At 65.5% G+C, this 23894-nt stretch carries 14 protein-coding genes; 3 read left to right on the top strand and 11 right to left on the bottom strand.

What is annotated here, in order from left to right:
- The first annotated feature begins 363 nt into the window (after window positions 1-363).
- From ACZ44S_RS13460 to ACZ44S_RS13450, 3 genes are all read left to right on the top strand, one after another.
- Window positions 364-741, top strand: a complete 378-nt coding sequence (locus ACZ44S_RS13460) for a hypothetical protein (RefSeq protein ID WP_390994242.1) — start codon at window positions 364-366, stop codon at window positions 739-741.
- Window positions 742-815: 74 nt separating this feature from the next.
- The gene (locus ACZ44S_RS13455; protein ID WP_390994243.1) at window positions 816-944 is read left to right on the top strand and encodes a hypothetical protein; all 129 of its coding nucleotides are present in this window, start codon (window positions 816-818) and stop codon (window positions 942-944) included.
- A 333-nt stretch (window positions 945-1277) separates the two neighbouring features.
- A complete protein-coding gene (locus ACZ44S_RS13450; protein WP_390994244.1) occupies window positions 1278-1895 on the top strand; it encodes an NUDIX hydrolase in 618 nt (205 codons plus the stop codon).
- A gap of 55 nt (window positions 1896-1950) precedes the next feature.
- Here the strand turns inward: ACZ44S_RS13450 and ACZ44S_RS13445 are convergent, their stop codons facing one another.
- The 11 genes from ACZ44S_RS13445 to ACZ44S_RS13395 all read right to left on the bottom strand — a co-directional run bounded on the left by ACZ44S_RS13445 (window position 1951) and on the right by ACZ44S_RS13395 (window position 23455).
- Window positions 1951-2544 (bottom strand): phosphatase PAP2 family protein, encoded by a 594-nt coding sequence (locus tag ACZ44S_RS13445; protein WP_390994245.1) that lies wholly within the window; start codon window positions 2542-2544, stop codon window positions 1951-1953.
- A gap of 41 nt (window positions 2545-2585) precedes the next feature.
- Complete coding sequence (locus tag ACZ44S_RS13440; protein WP_466928095.1) at window positions 2586-2840, bottom strand: DUF6545 domain-containing protein; 255 nt, start codon at window positions 2838-2840, stop codon at window positions 2586-2588.
- Window positions 2841-2920: 80 nt separating this feature from the next.
- Entirely contained in the window at window positions 2921-3691 is a 771-nt protein-coding gene (locus tag ACZ44S_RS13435) for a transposase (RefSeq protein WP_386624693.1), read from the bottom strand.
- A gap of 39 nt (window positions 3692-3730) precedes the next feature.
- Window positions 3731-4411 (bottom strand): hypothetical protein, encoded by a 681-nt coding sequence (locus ACZ44S_RS13430; RefSeq protein ID WP_466928042.1) that lies wholly within the window; start codon window positions 4409-4411, stop codon window positions 3731-3733.
- A gap of 144 nt (window positions 4412-4555) precedes the next feature.
- Complete coding sequence (gene mads8, locus ACZ44S_RS13425; protein ID WP_466928039.1) at window positions 4556-10225, bottom strand: methylation-associated defense system ATP-binding protein MAD8; 5670 nt, start codon at window positions 10223-10225, stop codon at window positions 4556-4558.
- Window positions 10222-11889: a methylation-associated defense system protein MAD7 gene (gene mads7, locus ACZ44S_RS13420; protein WP_185393488.1), complete on the bottom strand. Its 1668-nt coding sequence runs from the start codon at window positions 11887-11889 to the stop codon at window positions 10222-10224. Before mads7 ends, mads8 begins: the two co-directional genes overlap by 4 nt.
- Window positions 11880-16187: a methylation-associated defense system protein kinase MAD6 gene (gene mads6, locus ACZ44S_RS13415; RefSeq protein ID WP_466928036.1), complete on the bottom strand. Its 4308-nt coding sequence runs from the start codon at window positions 16185-16187 to the stop codon at window positions 11880-11882. Before mads6 ends, mads7 begins: the two co-directional genes overlap by 10 nt.
- Window positions 16187-17611 (bottom strand): methylation-associated defense system restriction endonuclease subunit S MAD5, encoded by a 1425-nt coding sequence (mads5, locus tag ACZ44S_RS13410; RefSeq protein ID WP_390994304.1) that lies wholly within the window; start codon window positions 17609-17611, stop codon window positions 16187-16189. The genes mads6 and mads5 overlap by 1 nt, the downstream gene beginning before the upstream one ends.
- Window positions 17608-19749 (bottom strand): methylation-associated defense system DNA methyltransferase MAD2, encoded by a 2142-nt coding sequence (gene mads2 / locus ACZ44S_RS13405; RefSeq protein ID WP_390994305.1) that lies wholly within the window; start codon window positions 19747-19749, stop codon window positions 17608-17610. Before mads2 ends, mads5 begins: the two co-directional genes overlap by 4 nt.
- 268 nt (window positions 19750-20017) lie before the next feature.
- Complete coding sequence (locus ACZ44S_RS13400) at window positions 20018-22138, bottom strand: AIPR family protein (protein WP_185393484.1); 2121 nt, start codon at window positions 22136-22138, stop codon at window positions 20018-20020.
- 189 nt (window positions 22139-22327) lie between these two features.
- Window positions 22328-23455, bottom strand: coding sequence for a hypothetical protein (locus tag ACZ44S_RS13395; protein ID WP_466928031.1), 1128 nt, complete (start codon window positions 23453-23455; stop codon window positions 22328-22330).
- Window positions 23456-23894 lie beyond the last annotated feature (439 nt).

Genomic DNA, 23894 nt, shown 5'->3' with positions numbered 1-23894 from the left:
AGTCTCCGAAAACTCTGGAATGGCGTGGAGCGGGCTGGCCCCCGCGGGCAACGTCTCTCTCCTTCCCCCCGGCGGATCGCTGCTGCAGATCACTCCCCCGAGGGACTCTTCGCCCTCAGACCGGCAACCCCGGACATGTTCGCTATGTTCAGCCCAGGTCACAGCACATCTGCGGACACGCAACCAGGAATCTGGAAGGTCCTCGCCGAAGGACGTGAGGAGGCCGAGCCAGAGAACCTGGGCCTCCAACATCGTCGAGGACGACTGGCTCAAGCAGCGAGTTCACCGACGAACAGGTGAGGGAGCACCCCCTGGCGCTCCCCCCGGCCACCCGATAGGAGGCAAAATTGTTCCGTCGCGGTCATGGGCGACGGCAGCCTGTGGACCGCGCGCACCCAGTGGACCGACGCGCTGCGCGCCCTGATCCAGGAATACCTGGGCGAGGAGCGCAGAGCCGGGGTGGGCAAGAAGTACGCCACGCACAACCGGCCCTACCGCGACATCCTCGCCGAGAGCGCGTTCGGCCGGGTCGAGGAGCACGCCATCGCCGTCGAGCGGGAGTGGACCACGGAGACGGTGATCGGCTACCTGTACTCGACCAGCTTCGCCGCCCGGCCGCTGTTCGGGGAGCAGCTCGACGACTTCGAGCGTCGAGCCCGCGCCCTGCTCGACAAGCACACCGCCGCCGACGGGCTCATCGAGCACGCCTCCTTCCAGGTCGTCCTCGGCCGCCGCGGCTGACCCGCTCCCCACCCATTCGCACCGGGGCGGCCCCTTCCCGCCCCTGCCCCATTTTCTTCTGGAAGGAGCTCACCATGCCCAGCCCTGCAACATGGAGCGACGACGAGCGGCGCCGATTCCTCGACGACGGCGTCCTCATACGCCGGGGCCTGGTCCATGCGTCGTCCTGTCCCGGGCCCGTGGCCTCGTCGGCGGCTGGCTGACCGAGGCGTACGACCCCGCGCGACTCACCGCCTACACCGAACGCACCTTCGCCCCCGAACTGGAAGAGCACCCCGACATCCTCGCCCTCTACCAGCGCAGTGGCCTTATGGAGCTGGCCGGAGATCTGCTGCTGCCCGCGAGGACCGCCCCGGTCAGCCGGGCGCAGATCCAGATCCGGCTGCCGCAGGGCGTCGAGCAGCCGGTGAGGCGGATGCACGTCGACGGCGTCTCCTGCCCCCACCTGGAGCCGCGCGACCTGCGCACGTTCACCCTCATCGTCGGCGTCGTCCTGGACGGCAGCGTCCACCGCGGACGCCGGCACTCTGCACTACGTGCCCGGCGGGCACCACCGGATGGCCCGCTACTTCGCCACGGACTGCGTCCTATGGCAGCCGGCCCAGACCCCCGACGACACCATCCGCCCGGGCGAGAGCCCGGAGGCCGCCGCGTTTCGGGAGGCCGGCGAGGAGACCGGCCTGAGCGACTTCGAGATCGTGCGCAAGCTCGGCGAAAGCGAGTACGACATCAGCCCCTACCGGTTCGAAGTCCAGCGGCGTCACTTCTTCCACCTGGGGCTGACCGAGCCCACCCCTGAGCGGTGGGACAGCCAGGAGGACCATGACGGTGACCAGGAGCCCACCCGTTTCGAGTGTTTCTGGATCCCGCTGGAAGCCGCCCACGTCCTGCAGTCGGGCCAGGGCGCACTGTTGCGCTCGGCTGTCTCGGCGAGCGCCGGCCGCAGGGCGAGGCTGACCGTCACGGCGCAGTCATCTACACCGGTGACGCAGAGGTCATTCGTTCTGCAAGGTCCGGTCCGCGTAGGCAGGTGCCCATATCCGCTGGGGCTACCAGATCATGGACCGCATCAAGCACGCCCCCGAATTCCCGGTGTGCGACGCGATGCTTCTCCGGCCGGCCTGATCCAGAGCAGGACTGCCGCCCACGCCTGACGGCGGGCGGCAGCATCGCACCGAGAGGCGGGCCTGCTGGGCTCCCACCACCGGGTCAGCGCGCCAGATGGAACACCGCCGCCGCCACGATGGTGCCAAGGATCGTGCCGGCGATTACCTGGTTGCGTGTGTGGTCACGCAGTTCGATGCGGGACCAGCCAACGAGGATGACCAGCAGAAAGCCAAGAGCCATCCACGGCCCATAGGTCTGCACGAGCATCGCGCAGGCGCCCGCTGACACGGCCTGATGAACGGAGATCTTCCAGGCGAAGGTGATTGCAGTGAGGATCGCGAGCGTCACCAGCATCGAGACGATGAGGCCAACCATGGTGCGCGGCGCCCCCGCAACGAGCATCAGGACGATGCCGGTGGCTACGGAGAACAGGATGACGGCCATCACGACAAGCCGTGCTGGCTTCGCCCCGACGTGCCTGTCGCCCCAGTGACCTTTGCGAATGCCGTACTTGATGAAGGTGATTGGGATGACGGCCGCGAAAAGGGCGCCGACTACTCCCCAGGCAACGCCTGTCCATTGCGCGGTGTGCCAACCGACCAGCAGGGTGACAGCGATGATCCAGTTCTTCGGTTCAAGCCAGTCCGTAATGCGGCGGGCCAGCCGCGACTCGCTGGGGCGAAGGTCAGTTGTCATGTGAGGAGATCCTTTCCGAATCGCCCTGCCCGTGGAATGGATTACTGCTCTTGCCGGACGAATTCCGAAACGACTGGCGAGGAGAGGTACGCACGGGCAACGGTGCGCAACCATGACAGTTCACTCGCCCTGTCCCGCCCAGTGACACCGAGGGGTGGATATTCAACTCCCCGCAATCGCTCCCCATTTCGGGCGCTCTGGACGGCTGCACGCAACCAGCAGGCTTCCGCGACTGCGTCAGAGTGTTGCGCGTCGACTCCCTCCTGGTGGACGAACTTCCGAGCCTTGGTGTGCATGTCGATTGACACGTACTCGCGAAGCGCTAAGGGCTGTCCCGTAAACGATCTACGGCGCGTAGATCGCGTATCGGCGTGCCTCATCCGACGAGGGTGATGTTGTGGAGTCGGGCGATGCCGAGCATGGCGCGATGAACACCCTCGCCCTTGAGGCGGCAGTCGCGGAGGATCTTCCACGTCTTCATGCGCGCGAAGGCGTGCTCGACGCGGGCGCGGACCTTGCGGTGGGAAGCGTTGTGCTCCTCTTTCCAGGCAGGCAGTTCGACCTGACCGCGTTCACGGCGGTGCGGGATGACCAGGCCGGTACCGCGGTAGCCGCCGTCAGCGATCACCGTTGTCCTGCCGACAGCGGCCTTCGCGCCGGACAGCTCCCATGCCTTGCAGTCGTTGCGGTTGCCGGGCAGAGGTCGGCCGACGGCGACGACAAGCCGGGTGTCGGCGTCGATGACGACCTGGTGATTGGTGGAGTACCGGTAGTTCTTCGAACGCTCGGCGATGCTGTGATCGTGGGTGGGAACCAAGGTGCCGTCTACAATCAGCACGGCATCCTTGCGGAACCGCTGACGCTGGCGCAGAGCGAGGGCGGGCCCGAGGTGGTCGACGATGCGGGCGGCAGACGACTTCGAGATCCCGAACAGCGGAGCGAGCTGTCGCAGTGTCAGGTTGGTTCTCCAGTAAGCAATGACGAGCAGGACGCGGTTCTCCAGCGGCAGACCCCACGGCCGTCCCTTGCGTGCACAGGCCGCTTCTTTCACCCGCAAAGCGGTGATGAGCGTGCCGAACTGCTGCGGACTCAGCCCGGTGAACGGGCCTATCCAGCGGGGCTCCGATGCCGTGATCACACCAGTCATGGCGAGATCATCTCCCGAGTATGGAGGAGTCGTGTGGAGCTACGGGATCTCGGGGTACTGGGGGCGCTTCCGCTTGAGCTTGGCCAGGTCACTGAGATCGATGCCGGTGGCCTTGGCGTACTGCCTGGACCAGTCGGCGACGGCCTGCCGGAAGAGGTAGTCGGGGTAAGGGGCCACCGGTTCCTCGCCGCGGTTCCGCAGCTTGGTGACAGCCGCCCGCTCCAGTTCCTGATCACCGCACTGACGAGCCAGAAGGATGGCCTGTGCAAGCCGGGCCGGTCCGCTGTTGGCCGGTGTGAACGACCAGACCCCCTCCCGGTGGACGTGGGTGTCCGCCAGAAGCAGCAGCCCTAGGTCATGGGAGTCGCGAACGAAGTGCAGGGAGGCTGGACCGTAGCGAGTGACGCCGGCGGCGATCTCGGGGGCGAGCGGGGCGCTGCCTGCCGGCCAGGGATAGCAGGCGGCGGGAGGGATGCTGGACGGACTTGCGTCGCCGGTTGGCGTGGGGTGGTCAATCCGGATGCCCACCCCACCGAAGTCGTCCATCCGATCACGAAGACCGGTGTAGTCCGTGTAGACCATCCAGCTGAAGGCTGACCGGTCGTAGCGGTCCTTCCAGATCGAAAGCATGGTGCACAGGCTTCCCCGGACGAACGTCAGCTTGCCGCCATCGACGCTGACAGGAGCCGTTCCGAGCAACTCGACAAACTGATCGGCCATCCTTCTTACCGTCCAGGGGCGCGTCACGACGGCATGGTAGGCGCTGCCCCCAGGAGCCAGATCGCCAGGGCTCCTGTCAGACCGCCCATCATCCGTAGATCATTTACGGGACAGCCCTTAGTAGCGAACGCAGGACGGAATTGTTCAGTCTCTTCCTGCAGTTGACGCTTCTCCCGACGCCGTCTTGGTCGCGCCTCCATGCTTCGTCACTCTGGGACGGCATCGGATACGGACCGCACCATGAGTAAACGCCTTATCTGTTGCCTTGCTTGCCCATACGTACGCTTCACCGGGTTGCAACTGTGACATCTGCTCTGAACGCAGCCCGGAGAAAGCGGCGTTGGCCTTCTGAAGGTGCTTCAGCCAGGCGGGCGACGTGAACTTGTGCAAGATGACGTGATCAGAGAGCTCAATCAGGGAGATCGGTACCGACGGTGGATCCTGGCTGGCAACCAGAACACTCATGCCCTTGTGCCGCATCTCTCGGACCGTCTCCACGAGTCCTGCGACGAGGTCGGGGCTGTCGATGTATTTGTGCGCCTCGTCGAACACGACCAGCTTATTGAAATGCTCACCGCCGCTGCGTGCCTCGGCGAACAGTTGCATCAGCACGACGAAGAGGCCGAGCGCCTCGTCCTTCTCAATAAACTCGTCACGAAGGTCGACGATGATTAGACGCCCCGGGCGGATGAGGCTGGTGAGCTGGGCGTTGTCGTCGATGTAGTCACTGGCGAGGTCGAGTCGCTCCTGGGCAAGCTGCTTGACATGGTCCGGCATGCCCGAGTCGGCCACGCCCTGTCGGATGACGTCGAGCCTCAGGTCGTTGCGATGCGCTCGCATGATCCGTGTGAGCTGACGGATGTAGATGGACTGGTTGCCCACGGCTCCCATGAGGAACCGCCAGTGGGAAGCCTGCAGCTCGGCGGAGGAGAAGGCAAGCGGCTGGACTGCAATACCAGGAAACTGCCGCTGCCGATCGGCGACTTGGTCGGCCGGCGCGAGCAGCAGGACGTCCTCAAGGGCTCGCGGCTCGGTCCCGTAACGCTCCTTGAGTATCCTCAGCTGAGCCTTGTCGTCGTTGGGGCGGGCCATCGAGGTGAATTCCGGGACGTAGTCCATGGTCTGGCTGTAGTGGAAGACCACGGTTGCCAGCGGGTGCGGGAGCTCGTTCACCGGCGGTGACGGGAGGGAGGCCATCTCGATGATGCTGCCAAGGGTGTAGCTCTTCCCGCCTCCCTGGACGCCGAACAGGCTAATCGTGTGTGTCTCGTTGAGGTCGAGCACGACCGTTCTGCCTGCCACCTCGCCCAGCACGCCGTGCTGTGGCGAGGGGTGGACGACACCGAGAAAGACTCCAGGGGCCGACGAAGCATGCGCTGAAGCCGCAACTGAAGGAGCCAAGGGAGCATCGACGGTGACAGCGTCCGGGAAGCCCTGTGGGGCGTCGACGGTGGCTGAGCGGGGAGGCAAATCGGTGTCACCGGGAGCAGGGACATCGTGTGCACTATCGTGCACGTCACCCCGCTCGGGGTTAGGCTCCGATTCCACCGGACCCTGTCCCGGCCTAGGAGTTACGGAGTCCATTCGGTCCTGCTGGTCCGACGATGCACTCGGGGTGTCGGTAAGTGTCCGGACATCAGTTTCGTCCGGCTCGGTGACGGCCGACTCCGACACCTGAGCGTCCTCGCGGCCACTCTCCGGGGGAGCCTCTGCGTCCTGCGCACGGAATTCCGCGTCGGCCAGGCGTGGCACCGACAGCTGCAGCAGCGCCAAGGTGGGCGCCGTAGCTTCGCCGTCCGGCTCCGGGACCTGCTCCTCCACAAGGTTGTCCCCGAGCTCAGGCAATCCCGGCCGTACGGTGGGGATGGCGTTGATCAGTTCGGTGATCAGGTCGCTGCCGATCCGGTGGAAGTGCACACCATCGTCGAGCTCCCGGTCGGTGCCGCTGCGGGCGAGGTCGAAGATCAGGCCGCTGCGGGTGAAGCTCAGTTTGTACCCCTTGTCGAGGCTGTCGAGCAGAGCGTGTGCCGCCTCGCGGGGTTTGTGGCCCATGGTGCCGTGGCGTGCTGCTCGCTCCAGGTAGAAGCGCAGCATGGAGCCAAGCACAAGGTTCTTGACCGTGCGGTCGACACGATCAGAAGTGGTACGCGCCGGGTCGAAGGACTCGGCTAGGACGGTTTCGCTGCGTTCCAGCTGCTGGGCAACCTTCGTCTTCAGCCTCTGGTAGGCACCGATGTCGTCAAGGGCGGTGTAGCACTTGACCTCGATGAGGTGGCAGACGACGGTCCGTTCCCTGGCATTGAGGTGGAAGAGGGCCAGGTCGCTGCGCTGGAAGGAGAAGGCGTCGCCAAGCTCCCGGGCCAGGCGCCTGGCTTCGCTGTACAGCTCAGGGTGGGCGTCGAGAGGGACGACGATCTGGTTGTGGAGGACGTCCTGGTAGTCCAAGTAGAGGCGGGCCAGGGAGAGGCCAAGGACTTCGGTGCGCTGGTTGGGTGCGGTGGAGGCCAGTTTGAAGGCGAGGTTTCCGGAGAGCAGACGCAGCTGCTCGAAGAAGGTGTTGAGGTGGCGTTCTTCGACGTCGAGTCCATGCTGCTCCGCCGTGGGGCCGAGCAGGGTGCGTAGTTCGTCGACCGAGTTCGAACTCACCATGATCTGGTGGCCCAGCCCGCCGGCGAGAGAAGGCGCGTAGTCGATGACGTATTCGGGCCTACCGTGCTGTCCGGCCTGGTCGAAGTACTCCAGGCCAAGGGTTCGGTCGATGGTGACGACCCAGTCGCCCACCCGATGTGCCTGGTAGAGCAGGGCACGGTCCGCGGTGTCGAGCGACAGGACGGTGCACGGGACGTTGCGCGGTGCCTGTCCGGCCGTAGCGACATTGGCAGCAGCGCTGGCAAGCAGCCCAGGCATCCTGCTCATGAGTGTGGCGAGGTCTTCGGCGTCCTCTGTGGCCAGGGCGGTGCCGAGGCGCGGGACGGTGCGCCAGACGATCTGCTGTCCGTTGTCCTCGTAGGTGGAGGCTGTCGTTTGGACAAGTCCGTGTACCGGCGCGTTGACGATGTCCTGACGTACAACGGAGCTGTACTGTTCGCCGCCGAAGGCGTCGATCATTATGGTCAGGTGGGCGTCGAATTCGGCAGGGCGTTGGTTGAACTCCCGTACGGTGCGGACGGAGTAGACGAGCTTCGCGGTCCGCGTGCCCCCCGCCGTATGCAGAAAGGCTTCAGCCTCGGCGGAGGCGATCTGGTTCTGAGCGCTAAGCAGTTCGCCTAGGGCCGCTCCGGCTTCCTGGGCTTCCGGGTCGGTCACGCACAGGCGGATGTCATACGTGAGGTCGCGGGTGGCCGTGCGTTGCTGCAGTTCGAGGAGCGCGTCGGCGATGATCTCGCCGCGGCCCGCGTTGACGACGTTCAACACGAGGGTGCGGACGTACGGATGGAGGCGGACGTACCTTTCGATGCGGTCGGCCAGCGCGGTCCCGGACAGTGCGCTCGCGCCGTTCGAGGTGCGCGAACTTACGGTGGGGAGGTTCAGGGCGGTGGATAGGCGGCCGAGCAGGCCGCGAGGGTCCGCAGTCTCACTGGGGAGGTAGGCACCCCAGTACGGGGTGAGGTTGTCCGCAGCGGCCATGAGTCGCCCGTCCTGTCGGGGAACGGCGAACGGGAAGCCCAGTGGGGACAGGGCGTCAAGGAGCGATTCCCGGGCCGCGATGATCTGGCGTTTGTCCGCGTCGCCGAGTCGCCCGACCCACTCCTGGCCCATAGCCGACCAGGTCGCCAGCCAGAGCGCGCGCAGGGGATGGGTAGGCGAGACGAGCAGGACCGTGTCGCGCTGCCCGAGGCCGTCGGTGAGGGTGATTGCGGCACAGTCGATCTGCTGAAACCGCGCCAGTGTCACGAGTGCGGCACCACGGGTGTCGTCTGTGGACCGCTCGACCTGGAGCGATTGAGCTGCCACTAGCTCAGCGTACGCCTCAGCATACGCAACTAGGACTTCTCGTACGCGCTCGAAGTCGATCGCCTCGCTCACCAGGAGGTCCCCGGTGTCCGCCCCGCCCGCTGTTTCGTCGATCTGACCGCTCACTGCGGTGAAGTAGGCGTGCCGTGCGGCGAGGAAGGTGTCGAACGCCTCGGCTGCCCGCCCGCTCAGTTCGCGTTCCAGGTTTTCGTCGGTGCTGGTGGGCCATTCGGCTGTGCCATTCGAGTTAAGCACCAATCGGCGCAGCGTGGTGTCGCTGGGCCGCGCCAGCAGGTCCTGCTGGATCTGCACCAACAGAGGGGCGAGGCGGATCTCGGCGCTGCCGGCCGTGTGGATTCTGGCGTTGAGAACCCGCTGTGGACTGCGCGGGGTGATCGCCTTCCAGCGGATATCAGTGACCGTTACACGCGACGGGGCGTCGCCGGCGGCCAGTGCTTCGAACTGCAGGGACCGCAGTGCCTGGACGACGCCGTCGTAACGCCCAGCGCTCCGATCGGGCGGTTCCTCGGTCTCCGCATCGGGGATGACGTAGAAGCGTTCGCTCTCGCCGCCCGGTTGGTCGTGGGCGCTGGGTGCGACGTCGAGCGCGACGTCCGACGCGTCGAGTGGGGTGACGCGCACGTAGTGCCACCCCTCCTCCCAGTCGATCTTGTTCAGACGGCGCAGCGGGGCCCTGAACTCGGCTGTCGCCGTCTTTCCCTTGCCGCGGTAAGCAATCCGTCCGATCGGTCCGCCGGTCTCAGAGACGATCTCCACCCGGAAGCGTTCGAGCCCGTCCACCTTGCGAGGATCCGGCTGCACGGAGAACCGTGCTGTCAGCTCGCGTACGCCCTTCTCGCCAGCGAGCAGGTAGGGCTGCCCCACCATGGCCTCCAACGCTGGATAGGCGCGCAGATCCTCGGGATTGTCTCCGGCAGCCGGCAGACCGAGCTCTTGCACTTCGATGGAGACGGTGGCGCGCCGTCGCTCGTCGATGTGCCAGTTACCGAAGGACAGTCCCCAGTTCTCCCGCTCGACGACGATACGGCGGGTCCAGGCCACCGGATCTTCCAGTCCGCAGCGGGTCGCAAAGCCGGCGAGCCGGGCAGCGAAGTCCGCATCGCTGAGTCCGAGGTCCAGGACGCGCTGACGTTCAGATCGTGTCGATCCGGTCAGCTTGTCGACCAGCCCGCGGTTCCGCTCTACGCGTTCCCTGACGAGGGTAGGGTCGGCGAACAGGTCGAAGTCGGGCACCAGCCCGAAGTGGAAGACGGCGGCGCCAGCGACCTGCTCACGGTACGCGTTGGCCTGAAGTGTCAGCAGGTACATCGTGACAGCACGGTCACCCATGCGACGGTCCGAGCCGTCCCGGAGCGCTGCGAGCAGCTCGTCCACGCCCTGCCGCAGTTGGTCCGGCACCTGGTCGAGAAGGCGCTCTGCCAGCTGCTCGTATGCATCGCCCAGCGGCACCTCTTCGAACGTCGCGATCCCGAAGGAGTCTTCGGCGCTCACGCGCATCCCCGGCGGCACGAAGACCAGCAGAGGGCCTGGGAGGACTTCGTCCTCCGTACGGTTGCGGAGCTCGACCAGCTTGGTGCTGGTGACAGTGACGTCATGGAACGGCAGGTCAGGGGCCAGGTCTTCGGCAGTGCCGAGGACACAGACTGTGGCGTCGGGGCCGAGCGCTCCCCGAAGCCGGCGCACAAGCGGCGCCGCGAGTTCGGCCTCCACCTCTGTGATCCGCATGCAGTGACCAGCGGTCCGCTCACCGACGAGCTTGGCCAGCCGGGGAACGAGGACGCCTTCGAGGGCCTCGCGGAGATCTTTGGGGGTGATCTCTGCCAGTCCGATTGTGCTCATCGGGCCGTCACTCCCATCTTCTCCACTGTGCCAATGGTGTAGCGGGGAGTGATGGTCTGCGTCAGATAGGCATCCGACATGTCCTGGTAATAGCCGATCTCGCGAAGCCGGTTGAGGAATGCCGCCAAGTTGGCGCGCAGCGCTGCCTGGTCGTCGAGGTGTGCTCCTGAGAAACCGTCGGAGTCGGGCACCTGGTCGATGTACAGCCCGTAGCGATCCCGCAAGAGGGCGAGGAACTCATCCACACGCATCGGCGATGTCTGCAGATCACCGGACGAGTCGTTGCCCTCCCGGAGCAGCGACACCTGAAGGAGCACTTCTAGTAGCCGCGCATCCAGCACAAAGCGGCGGGCGGAGTTCTCGCCACCGCTGCGACCGCCACGCGGTTGGGCGAGCAGGGCACCGGGCCGATGCTTGAGCAGCATTGAGTCGAGGCAGTCGACGAAGTAGCGGCGGTAGTAGCGCCCCTTGTAGTGCATCAGCATCTCGACGTACTCGTCGAAGGGGTCAAGATCAAGCTGGGTGATCTGCTTCAGCTCCGCGGGAGTGTCCTCTTCCTCGTCGCGTACCCGGTTGGTCCGCTGCAGGAAGAAGGCGTCGCGATCCTTGCGGTACGACTTGCCGAGCAGCCGCAGAACTTCCTCCGGGGTGAAGTAGTTCCTCCCACGGGGCCGACTGAGTTTGTCTGTCTTGACGGCAAGGTGCTCGGCGAAGTCGTCGAGCTTCTTCACCTGGTAGGTCGCCTGCACAAAACGGGGAATCCGCCGGTACCAGATCTCCGCGCTGCGTTCGGCCAGCGCGGCGGCCGGGGTGCCCGGTGTTCCTTCGACGTCTAGGAAGAGCCGCACCCTGTACGGACAGCGGTCCGCCGCGTCCTCCCCAGCGTGTCCCTTGCGGCAGGACGCGGGGGCCGCGCCCGCCTCGACGACGGCGGGCAGCAGCTTCATCATGCGCAGGTGGTAGAGGGACAGATGGAAGGCGAAGAGGATTTTCAGATAGTCCACGAGCACGGTGCGAGGCATGTGGTCCTGGTGGTACAGCAACCGCATGACGTCCTGGCACAGCTGCCGCGCTGGCTGAGCGCACAGCGGCGGGTAGGGCGTGCGGGGTTTGCTGGTGTCCGGCCGGTCCTGCATCTGGTTTCCGGCCTTCTCCACCAGGTGGAGCAGAGCCTGCGTCTCCACGTCGGTGCCCGGGCCGGGAGTGATCGCCCCGGTGGCCCGGTCCACGTCGGAGAAGAAGAACTCACGCAGGCCGGCCAGGGCACCTGGGTCCTCGGCGAGCATCTCGTACAGCTGCTCGTCGGCCCCGTACGGGCGAGACTTTCGGCTATTGCGGAAGCGGTAGGTGAATCCGTGCAGAGGCCGGGGGCTCGCCACCGCCTCGGTTGCCTTGCCCCGGTTGACAAGATCCAGGAGATGGGTGGCCGTCCAGCGGGTGGTGGTCTCCCGGTCGAAGCCGTCAAACACCTCGGGATGTTGCAGGAACAGCTTGACGAACACATCGACCTCGAGGGTCTTAGCCCGGCTGATCTTGCTGGGCAGTCCCTGGTGCCAGAGCCGGGCCAGGAGCGCAGTGAGGACACGGTCCATGTCCAGCGCCTTGTAGTCGATCCGGCTGATGCCGGGATGGTGGAAGGTGCCCAGGGACCCGGTCAGCGCCATGTCGTCTCCTCCACCCGGTCGGCGCCCTCGGCGAGCGGCTCATCTTCGCTGTCCTGCTGTCGTGCCGTCAGCTCTTCCATGTGCAGTACGGAGTCCTCGGTGCGGTGGATGCGACGCAGGTCGTGTCCGTGTGTCGTTAGCAGCACTTCCTGATACGGGACGGCGGCCAGCCTATTCTTGAACACGGCAAGGGAGAGCTGCTGTCCTTGGAGGTCGGCGACAGACGGCCGGTAGCCACGCTCAAACCGCTGCAGGAGCTCGAACAGGTCGAGCCGGATGTCCAACTCGGCTGTCCCGCCCTGGCTGCTGGCCGGGTCGCGGTAGCTGAGACGCAACGAGGCGCGCCCGGACTCGATGTATGTCGAGTCCGGGGCTTCTCCGGGTTCGAGGCGGAACCCTGCGGAAGGGAATCGACGGAAGCTGCGGACGGTTCCGCGCTGTACGTCCCGCACCTTCAGCGCGAGGGCGTCACCGATCCGCTCGGGGACAACCAGTCCTTCGCCGCGGTTGAGCGCACGCAGGATGCCGTCCCGCTCCTCTGCAAGGGAGCTCCGGGCCGAGAGCAGGTCCATGAAGCGCAGCACCGAGGGGAACGGCAGCATCCGCTCTGCGCGCTCCTCGTCGTGGAGCTCGAAGTAGAGCAGCCGGCGGGCCGCGTCCACGTAGCGGCGGTGCGCTGCCGCCTGGGAGGTGTGAGCGGCAGCCGACCGGCCCAGCTGCTGGAACTGCTGATCCAGCAGTGTGCGGCCGTGGTCGCTGCGGCCATCGACCGCGACCAGCGCACGGTCCTCGAGAAGTCCCGCATAGTCGAGCCGCCGATCGAGCTGTGGCTGAGGAACCGACGCCACGTCGGCCTCCCGCAACAGGGAGAGCAGCCGGTCTCGTTCCCGTGGGGTCCCGTCGGCTGCGGGCGGAGTGCCAAGGTGCGCGGAGAAGTAGAAGCTGTCCAGAATCTCTCGGGCGTCGCCAGCCGCATACAGCTGGTGAATCTCGGCGCAGTCGCGTCCCGAGGTGAGGGTGAAGGCGAGAGCCGACCTCAGGTCCCGGAGGGTGATGTGCAGCTTGCCACGTAGCTGGGTCAGTTCGTAGATCCGCCTCAGCCGCCGCTTGACCTGTGGGCCAGCTGCGGGGTGCTGGAAGGTTTGGGCGTTGTGCCGTGCGTAACAGGTCGCGGCGAGGTCACAGCTCTCGCAGTCCTCCCAAAACCGACTGTGCGTCATCCGGTCGAGCATGCGCTCAAGCAGCGACTCGCCGTCTTGGGGCGTCCCATCCGTGTCGAGGGGACGGGCCGCAACGTCACGCGCGTTGAGATTGACCACGGCTGCGGCCCGTCCGGTTGGCCGGCCCGCCAAGCCCAGGTTGACGAGCTTGGCAAGGTGTGGAAAGCGGTCGTGGTGATGGCTGAGGAAATCGACCAGGCGCCCCTCGTTGATGGCGATCAGCCTGGTCTCGCCTTGAATCGGCCACGCCGAGTCGTCGGCACCGGTGAACGGCGCGAAGAACTCTTCCAAGACCTCGTCGCCGCTGGTCTCGCCTTCGTCCTGGCTTCCGTCGTGGTTGGTGCGGAAGCGGTGACCATCCAGGGTGAAGTCGGTACCGTTCGTCCGCCGCGGCCCGAACGTGGCCCCGAGATCGCGGGCCTGCCGTTCGAAGCTCTCCAGAAACGCGGTCTTGCCGTCGCCCGCGTTGCCAGTGACCACGACGAGCGCGTGCCGACCTTCGCGGAGTGCCGGTACGAGCTCACGATCCAGGACTGTCTCGACATATACGGACATACTATGCGGATCGAGTCCACGAGTGCCTCGGTTACTGCGGCGGCTCTGGCTGTACAGCGTCTGGAGGTGCGCGACGAAGGGATTGCTGTTCGGCTCGGGCCGCAGAGGCTCGTCACCGCTGTTGGTGGCCGGCGGAGCGGGCGACAGTTCGGAGCGCGCAGGCAGTGGCGGCGGTACGGGCGCGATGCGCGCGGATTCCAGGGCCTCCAGTGCGCGCAGCAGCTCTTCAGCTGTGGTGAACCGCTCGCCACGGTAGGGGGAAATGGCCCGCAGCATGATCTCAACTAGGCCCGGTGAGAGGTCTCCGAAGCCGCTGTAGGCGGTGCGCGGATCGACCGGGCGCACCCCGGGCGGCGGATACTCAACGCCTTCCCACGGATACTGTCCACCGGTCAGTGCCTCGTACAATGTGACGCCGAGGCCGAACAAGTCGCGGTCGGTGTATCCGGTGCCGTCAGCAGGGACCTGGTCCAGATCGGGCGGGGTGTAGCGCGGACTGGTGTAGGTGTGCCCTTCGGAGGAGTCCGAGGTCTTGGATATCCCGAAGTCGATCAGTTTGACCCCGTCGTCGGTCCAGAGCAGATTGCTCGGCTTGACGTCGCAGTGCCATACCCCGAGTTCGTGGATGTGCCGCAGCCCGCGGGCCGTGTCGATCGCGAGCCGCAGCACGTCCGCCGCGCCCATCCGCCCGCCGCGGACCACCTCGGCGACGTCCTTGCCGTCAATGAACTCGAAGACCAGGTAGGGGTATTCGTCAGGAGGCAGCAGCCTGTCCGCGTCCACCATCGACACCACGTTGCGATGCGGCGCGTGTTGGAGTCGCTGCAGTACGTCCGCTTCACGGCGCAGCCGCTCCAGGACGGAGTCCCGGTCACGAAGGACCAGCTTCACCGCGCGATCAACGCTCCTGATGGTGTCGTACACCCGGTAGGCCACGCCGAACGATCCGGGGCGGCCCAGCCGGTGCCGCACCAAGTACTTCGTTCCGAGCTGGAAGTCGGTGGGCAGGTCCTTGAAAAACTCAGGGCCGCGCGGTCCATCCACGCCCGCCGCAGAGGCGGACTGGGGCGTGGCGGAGGAGCCGATGCGCTTGGACGGGATGTTTCGCGCGCCCATAGCGAGATCGAGTCGCCGCAGCGCCTCGAGCGCAGTCGGCCGATCCGCCGGGTCCGTCGCGCAGAGCTTCTGGAGCCAATGGGCAAGCTCAACCCGGACACCGGCGCCCTCCAGGCCGCTGACCGGGAGCTGCCCAGCCACGCTTACCTGCTCCGTGGCCGAAGTGAAGGGAAGCTCGCCGGTGAGGAGCTGGTAGCCGATGACGCCAACCGCATAGGTGTCCGACTTCATGCCCATCGCGGCGGGGTCCGCATGACATTCGGGCGCCAAATAGGACCGGTCGGCAACCTGGTGGGCTTCCTGCATCACCGTGTGGACGCGCCGCTGCGCGGTCTTCGCGTACTCGAAGCCGGTCAGCATCGCCCGGCCATCCTGCGCGATCAGGATGGTCGACGGATTCAGCTCTCGGTGGGCGATACGCCGTTGGTGGGCATGGGCGAGTCCCATCAGGACATGCCGGATGATCCGCAGTTTCGCGTCGGCCGTTAGCGGATCCTCGGACCCGGTCAGATGCAGCTTCAGAGCGTGGCCGGGTACGTCGTCGAAGACAGTGACGAAGACGTCCTTGTCCTCGTCCGCGAAGAAGTCCCGCACCCCGACGATGTTCGGGTGCGAAGGCAGCTTGCCCAGCGCCTCGTAGGCGATGCCTATCCGCTTTTGCTGCAGCAGCCGATCGGCCTCCGGAGCGTACGGATCGGCCTTGCGAACGGAGAGCCGGACCGTGCCCGACCCCTGCACGGCCAGCGCATTCTTCGCCCGGTACTCGCTGTGGATGTCGGCACCGTCATCGGGTGCCGTCTCGCTGAGCCGCTCGATGACCTCCCAGCTGCCGAATCGCAGCGGCCCGGACGGCGGTCGGGAGGACCCCTGGACCGTACGCACGATCAGCTCGTGATGCGCCGCGATGTCCGTGTCGAACCGCCCCGAGACCGTGGGGACACGGGTCACATCAGCAAGCCGTCCGATCAGGTCGGGCAGCGTGACGGTGTCCCTGGCATCCTGCTGTCGCGGCGTGCGATCGATGAGCAGGGCATCCCGCGCGGTCAGCACCACAAGCGCGTCGGTGTAAAGCCGGGACAACGGCCGATGGGCCGTCTCCAGGATCGTCTTGAGCTGCTTGGCGTGCCCGCGCAATTTCGGCAGGGGGCTCCGGAACGGGGCCCGCCTTGCCGGATGCCACCGGTTGCCAGCGACCTCAACACGGCCGCGGGTGCCCTTGACGTCGATGACGAACACGGCATGTCCGGTGACGACGACCAGGTCGACCTCGAACAGCTCGTTCCGGTACGGGATTTCAACAGAGTGCAGGACCGTCCAGTCGTCGGGGGCATGATCACGCAAGTGCGCGATCACCCTCCGCTCGGCATCGTTGACGGCCTCCCCAACAGCAACGATCCTGGCACCCATCAGCCAGCGGCCTCCTCGATGGCAGCGGTGAGCAGCGCGAGCGCCTTGTCTTCCAGGATGTCGGCGCGGTCGCGGCATTGGTAGGCATAGCGGACGGTCTGGGCGATGCGAGCCCGGTCGGCGGGCGGCGCAAGCGGGATCGGCATCTCTCGGAGCAAACGGGGATGGTATTCCTGCTGCTTTCCACCCACGCTGAGCGAACGCAGGATTCGAAATGCCACCTCTGACCGAAAGAAGGCAAAAAGATATGCGCCGGGGACGTCTGCATCCCCACTCAAGAGTCGAACGAAGTCCTGGCTGTAGGCATGCTCAAGCCAGGCTCCAGTGACAAGAACTGAGCGGCTGTACACCTCATTCTCGCCGAAAGTTCCACGCGCCGCCACGAGAATCGTCTCGTCCTGTAGACGAATGTCCTCCGGCGCCTGAGCGGCGCTAATCCATCGACCTTCAGGGCGAATCCAAAACGCTTGCCTTTGGCCGATCAGACGAACGCCATGAGAAGGATCAGCATCAATTCGCTTGAAGCGCGCACCAGTCCGCAGTGACCCCCCGGCGCAGATATCACCGAGTGTCGCTCCTGGAACCGAAGCGAGCTTTTCGATCAGCTGCCTTGCCCTCGGCGCAAAGTTCAGCGCTCGCAGAGAGATCGACTCCGCGGCCGGAATCTCAAAACCGAGGTCCCGCTCCTGCTGATGCCAACGGAAGTTATTCAGATCCGGAAGCCCGACACTGTCGAAGAAGTCCTTCGTCGCAGCAACAAGCTCGGCCTGGTACTGCGCGCGCAATCGCGCGCTGTACTCCACCAGCTGGTGAATTCGCCCTTCCAGCTCCTCATCGAACCGAGGTACGGGAAGCCCTGCGATGTGGTGCGGCTCGATGTGCTTCACGGCAGACCCGTAGACCGATCCGCGGACGAGTGACTCCCCGAACCGGCTGAGCAGGAAGGCGTACAGGTACCCGGACTTGATCTCCTCCGGGTCAGGTTCAACCTTGAGCGTGTCCTGCGAAGACCAGCAGTTACCCATGTCAGGTCGGACGTACGCCCTCCTGCCGGCATTGAAGCCTGAGCATGAGATCAAGGTCATCCCGGGCTTGACCTGAAGGTACGACAAGGCCGCCGACGTGGCGTCGGACTTCCGTAGCCGGGGCAGCCCCGTAAGGTCGGCCGCCATCATGTCCTTCGTGCCAACGAACGGCACGCTGTGCTCAGGGTCGGTGAGATAGACCCGGCGAAACATGGGCCCGTTGAAGATGCCCCCGTTGTAGCCGGCCGTCACGCTCGCCAGCGGCACTGTGTCTGGCAAGCGCTCCAGCATCTTCTTCGCTTCCAGGGAGCCCGCGATGTATGGCGATGCGTCGAGCCGGAGCCCCTGATCCGCCAGCCAGTCGGACATCACCGGGTTGGAAGGGCTGGCGACCTTCACGCGCCCGCCTCCGCGCCCTTGCGCGGGTCCACACCCGGCACCGGGTGTTTGGCCCGGAACTCCCGGTATTTCTCCGCGATCACCGGCAGGTCGTTGTCGATGACCGGCTGGCTGCGCTTCAGCGGCCGGGTCACCACCTTGCCCCCGATGCGGAGCCGCTCCATGTCGACCTTCGTCTCCACCACGATGTCCCCATTGGGCTTGCGCTTGTAGAGGTCGTTCCCCCGGCGGTCAAATCCGACCTTCTCGGCGACCGCCATGAAAATCGGATACGGCTTCTCCGTCCCCAGCCTGTGGTTGCGCACCTCCCGGTCGGTCTTCCGCTTCAGGAAGAGAAGTGTGGTGAGGATGTTGACGTTCGCGTCGACGATGAAGGTCTCCACCGGCAGTTCGATGCTCGCGAGCACCCAGCAGTGCTCCAGGATGTACCGGCGGATCGCCTCGTCGGTCGGCCCAGGGTTCGACAGGATGCCGTTGGGTAGGACGATGCCGATACGGCCACCGGGCTTAACCCACTCGATGGCGCGCTGGATGAACAACTGCTCGGGCGCCATACTCGTCGGCGTACTCGTCCCGCTGGCCTCGACCTTGCCGGTCTCCTTGTTTCGCCCCCACGACTTGGCGATGCCGTCGCGGAACGAGGCGAGGACCGACTCGTCGCTGACAGGGATGTCGGCGCCGAACGGAGGGTTGGTGAGAAGCACGTCCACTTCCTCGCCGAGCGGAATTTGCTTCTTCGCGAGCTCGACGTCAGGCAGGTGCCCTCGGGGGAAGGCCAAGGAGTCCATGTGGAAAACATTCCCGGTGGTCTCCGCGAGCGTCATGATGTTCATGGTGGTCGCCCGGACCAAGAACCGGTCGAAGTCCGCACCGAACAGGTGCTTCTCCGCGTACGCTTTCAATCGATCCCGGAAGCGTTCGCGCTGCTCCTCGGTGTCAGGGAAGCCGAAGGTCCCCTCCTCTTTCTGCCAGGTGTGATGCAGGTGGTTAAGCGTCGCCTGGAGGAAGCCACCGGTACCGCAGGTTGGGTCGAGGACAGTTTCGTCCTCCTGGGGATTGAGGATCTCGACCATCAGGTTGACCGCGCCGCGCGGCGTGAAGTATTGCCCCCGGTCGCCGCGCAGGTTCGTGCCGACGAGCTCCTGGTAGGCGATGCCCTTGGCGTCGACGTCCGTGCCGCTCAGGTCGTAGGGCGCAAGCTCGCTGACGATGAAGGCGAGGGCTCCGTCGGACAGGGAGATTTCGTCGGTGGGCTTGAAGACGTCTTTGTACTCGCGCTTGACGTCCTCGAACAGTTCCTTGACCCGGGCGCTGATGGCTGCACGGCCCGCCGGGTCGAAAATCTCCTTTAGGCCCGTACGGAACCTTCCGTGGACGGTTCCCCGGCTGACCCGCTCGTCGTACATCTTCGCGAACAGGAGGTAGAGGAACTGCCAGAAGGCAGCATCCTTCGGCATGCCCTCGTTGCCGTGGATGTAGTTGTGGCAACGTCGGAAGGTCGTCTTGAGCATCTCCGGTTCGGCTCGCCGCAGCCGCTGATGCGAAGCCACGGTCCGGCTGCCTTTCGTCCCCTCTGCGACCTCCCAGTCGCTGCGGTCCTCGAAAGTCGCGCCAAAGTCGCCGATCACCTTCTTGAGGAAGAAGAAGTCGACCCCGTCCGTCCACATGCCGTCCGTGCATTCGGGACGATCTTCGTTGCCCATCAGCTCCTGTAGCTCGGCAAGATCCTTCTCCGCCTGCCGCGGCTCGCGGAGCTTGACCACATTCTTGCCGCGCTTCGGCTCAGGCTTGCAGATCACCACGCGGCGTAGGTTCGCCGTGGTGTGCTGGGCACCGGACTCGAAAATCGCGATGTCGGCCTTCTTCGTCCGCTTACGGGGAGCCCCTTCTTCACTGACCGTGACCGAGAAGTCGCGCGACATGTCATGAGGGTCGATGCCGTGCTCGTGTACCAGTGCACGAACGATCCTCTGCCGGACCTTCTCCTTCGGGGTCTCCTTGATCGCCTCGCCGCTGATGTAGTCGACGACCTGGCCCTCCTCCAAGGTGGTCACCCTGGGCTGGGTGTCCTCCGCCGCAGGATCGGCGTCATCCCCGAGCTGCTGCGGGATGTCCAGGTCCAAGGTCAGTTCCTCCATCAGCGTGCTACTTCTTTCCTGTGCTTGTGGTACTGGGGGTGCTTGTGGGACCTGACTGGTCCGCACCCATCGCAACCCGCAGCCTGCGATTCTACGACCGCAGCGGCTTCATCTGCGGCGCTTCCCTCTAGGCTGCGGGCCCTCTGTCATGCGGTGCGGCGCGAGCCTACAGCGGACCAATGACAATGCCCCTGTCCCCCTGGGCAGCAGGCCCGCCGCACTCCGGGAGCTCCGTCGCTCGGGCGGGCAGCCACCGTCCGCGCCGGGGTCAGTCGCCGGCCGACTCGTCCCCCGTGTCCAGCCCTTCCTCCAGGCGCACGGCCAGCGCCAGCTCATCGAGTGATCCTTCGCCGGGCACGAACCACCGGAGGGTGCCTTGCACCGACGAGCTCACCCCTGAGGCGAGACGGCGCATCTCCCGAGCGAGGCCACTGGGCGAGTACCACTCCTCGTCCGCATGCCATTGCAGTGGGTAGCGGCCACCGTCGTTGCTCCAGGTCGCGCGCGAACGCTTCGGGTCCTCCGCCAGCCACTCTGTCATGTCGCGGCGCTCGGGCTTGCTGTACGGCCGGTACTCGAGGACCGTGCCGTCCGGAATACGCCCCTTGGCGATCAGGGTGGTAACGGCGTTGACCTGACGTCCGCGAGTCTCGGCCGCCGTGACCTGGTAATTGTCTTCCAGGGCAGGCGCGTTGCGACCAGAGTCCAGGCCGCGCAGGGCTGCCCTTACGACCCGCTCGATCCGCTCGGTGTTCCGAACTGCGGCGATGATGTGGCTGGTCTTGCCATACTCCTCGTCGATGGCGGTCAGCGACCAGGCGAGGGTGTCCCGTACCAGGTCGGGGACCTTCGCCAGCTCTGCAGCCCAGTCGTATTCCGGGTCCTCGATTGAACGGGTGTTCAGACGGCGGAAGACGATGTGGGTGACCAGGAGGTCTCCATAGAAGGCGGCTGCATCGGCGCGCCAGAGCAGTCCATCCCGCAGTGCTTGAAGCTGGGTGCGGACCTCGCGGAGAAGCTGGACGCAGCGCCAGACGCGGAATGCGCTCGGGGCCGGCCCGAAGATCTCTTGGTACGTCTCGTCCTCCCACAGGCCGGCGAGGTTCTGATCACGCTTGGCCACGGCAGCGAGTTGGGCGTTCGGGCTCGTGGCGGCCAGAGCCTCAGCGGCCTCCGCCATCGAGCAACCGTGCTCCGGCTCCGGCGTCGTCTCACCCCGCTTGATCACGTAGCTGAGGTGCAGCAGGAGGGCGAAGTCGTCGCGAAGCTGGACCTGTCCACTGTCGAGGGACTTGAAGTCGCGTTCCTCGATCGGGTTCTGCGTATTCGTGGTCGTGGTCACATGATCGCCGAAACCAGGAGGGCAGTCCTCCAGGGAGATCAGACGCACCATCACCCGGCCGTATTGTGCGGTGTCGGGGTCGGCGGTGTACGCCCGATGGATGGCACTCACCGTCTGGGCACCGTTGACCACGCTGGCCCCAGTGAGCTGGAAGTCCCCGACCTTGCCGGGCACCGCCTTGCCGACCGGCTTGATCGTCTCGCAAAGCATGGTGATGCCATTGCTGAAGTACCAGAAGTGCTCCGGCTGCTCAAGCAGAGTGTTCCTGATCTTGATGTTGACGTCGGTCAGATCCAGGGAGTCACGGATATTCCGCGCGAAGAGGCCGCGCCGGTGCTCACCGTAGAGGTCCGCGAGGTCGGGAACGGTCATGGTGCCGTACAGCGCCTTGTACGGAGTCGACTCCTGCACGAAGCCGTCCAGTCGGACCTTAGCGTCGATCCTCGGCGCCGCGGCGTCGCCGAGGATGGCACGGTGGAAGTCACGAAGGTCGAGGATCTTGTACTCGACCATCTCCTCAACCTGGTTCAGCTCCGCGACCTTCTCCTCCAGGAGCTCGCGGACGTCCTGGCTGATAGGAGCCGTCCGCATTAACGCGAGGACAAGTGTGATCTTCGGCGTGCCAACCTCGTACGCCCGCTCGATGTCGGGGACAAATGGCTGGAACCGACTGTTGAACTTACTGAAGTGACGGTCGAGCATCAGGTTCAGGCCCTGGATCATCTTGTGAACCTCGGCCTCACCGAATCCGCCCTTGCCCTGGTCGCTCCATTTGGCCTGCACCAGACAGATTCGCGGCTGGACGGACCTCAGTTCCACGGCGATGGAGTCCAGGCCGCGGTCATCCTGGCCGTCGAAGACGCTGACTGCCGCGGCACGGTCACTGCACGGGTGCTCGATCTGGACGGCGAGTGCGGCCAACCCGCGGCTAAGAAAAGCTTGATGCTGCTTCTCGTCGGATAACCGTGCTTGGTCCGTCATGTCGATGAGGCCGGTGAAGCGCTCCTCGATCGCCTTGCGGACGTACCCGACGTGCAGTTTACTCATGCCCCACTCCCGTCACCGCTCCTGGCCAACGAGACTCTATCGGGGGAAGAACCTTGGTGTTCCCGTTGCTTCATACGTTGGCCGGGGGGACATTTCGCGTGGTCGTCGCAACGTTGCAGGGTTCATGGCGCGAGAGCGCCAGCGAAGGCAAGGGCTGGGGTCTGCCAGCGCAGGGTCTCGCGGGGACGGTTACTGCGGTCCGTGAGGGCTCCATCCCCTGAGGTACGGCTTAAGTTCCTCCGGCGTGGGTTCGTGTGTGTGCGGCATCTCTGGGAGCCTGCTCAAGGGGTCGATCGACCTCACGTACTCCCTTACCCATTGCAGCCAGCGTCGGGCCGATTCCAGAGCCGACTCGTCCGCAGCACCGTCCAACTCGCTGATACGGCGTTCCAATGCCGTGCAGTACGCACTGAGCACAGCGGCCTCTTGCCAGCACCCGGCCTGTTCACGAAGCACCTGGGCAAGTTGTTCGCGGACAGCCTGTTCCCTTGCTACGTCCATGGCAACCTGCCAGCGGACCTCACGTTCTGCCCTGGCCTGCTGTTCATCCTGCCTGCGCCGAGTGTCCTCCCCCGCTCGTGCCTCGATCTCTCCAAGGATCACACCCAGGGCTTCTTCAAGCGTCCGGGTCTTCCGATCCCGCCAGCGACCGGGCCGATCATTCAGGCCATGGGCGATCTCTACGACGAGCCGAGCGGAGCGCTCCGGATCTGTGGATTCCGGGAACTCCTGTCTGACGGTGACGGTATACGCGAAGCCGTCGACAGCGACATCAACTCCGCCTTCGCGCGGGTAGAAGGATGACCGGGTCTTCCGCACCTCGTGGCCTCGTCGGACTGCCTCAGCTGCCAGTCCCTGCAACAGCAGGAGCGACCTTCGGCGCAATGCTGATGGCATCACCAGCCGGCTCTCGTCGTCTTTGAGCGCGGTCACCATCGGATGCAGGTGCCCCAGTCGTGAGGGGACGGGAACCAGAGCCCCGCCCTCCTTCGGCCGCTCACTCCGCGCGTTGGGATGCGGTCCCTCCGCGAGGAACAGCTCCAGCCCCGGCCCACCGTGCGGGACCTTCTCGATGCGTTTACCTGCCGGTTCCAAACCGTGCCGCTTCGCATAGTTGACGACGCGCCGCCATTCCGCGACCTCGTCGTCGTCGGGATCAGTGATCCGGACGCGGCCCTCGGCGACGAGCCGCTCGATCAGCTCCTGTGCCTTCGCCCGCCGAGCTCGCGCGACAGGCCGCTCGCCATAAGGCGGGCGAGGATTGGCCGGCACCGCCGACTCACTGCCGTCGGAGGCCAAAGAGTCGTCGTCGATCATCAGGACCCCACGATCCCGCAAGGCATCGGCTGACCGCCAGGCTCTCGACATCCAGGTTCCAGTGCTCTTGCGTTCGACGAGCCTGTACTGCCGTAAAGAGCCGAAAGACGCCCGTCAGCAGTGGGAGTCCTCTGGGACTTTTCTGGGACTTCCGACCCTATTAACCGGCACGAGCGTGAAAGAACCGAAAGGTCATTCGCGCAGGTCAGCAGCGATCGGCCGCTCATCGTGGCAGGTCACGGCGTTCGCTGGTCTCTTCCGGGACATCTGAAAGCCGTCAGAATTAACGCCGTCGCCCCCCTCTTGACCTGCACTTACGCGAGCCAGGAGGGGATTCGGCTTCGCCCGTGGTACTTCTCAGGGACTCTTGGGCCGAGCCAGGAGTCTGCCGGGCCGAGGGACAGATTGCCCGGAACTGCACACGTGAGGGGCCACGGGC

This window comes from Streptomyces malachitofuscus (assembly GCF_055571035.1).
Note: the sequence above shows the minus strand (reverse complement) of the source record. Positions and strands in the feature narration are given on the sequence as shown.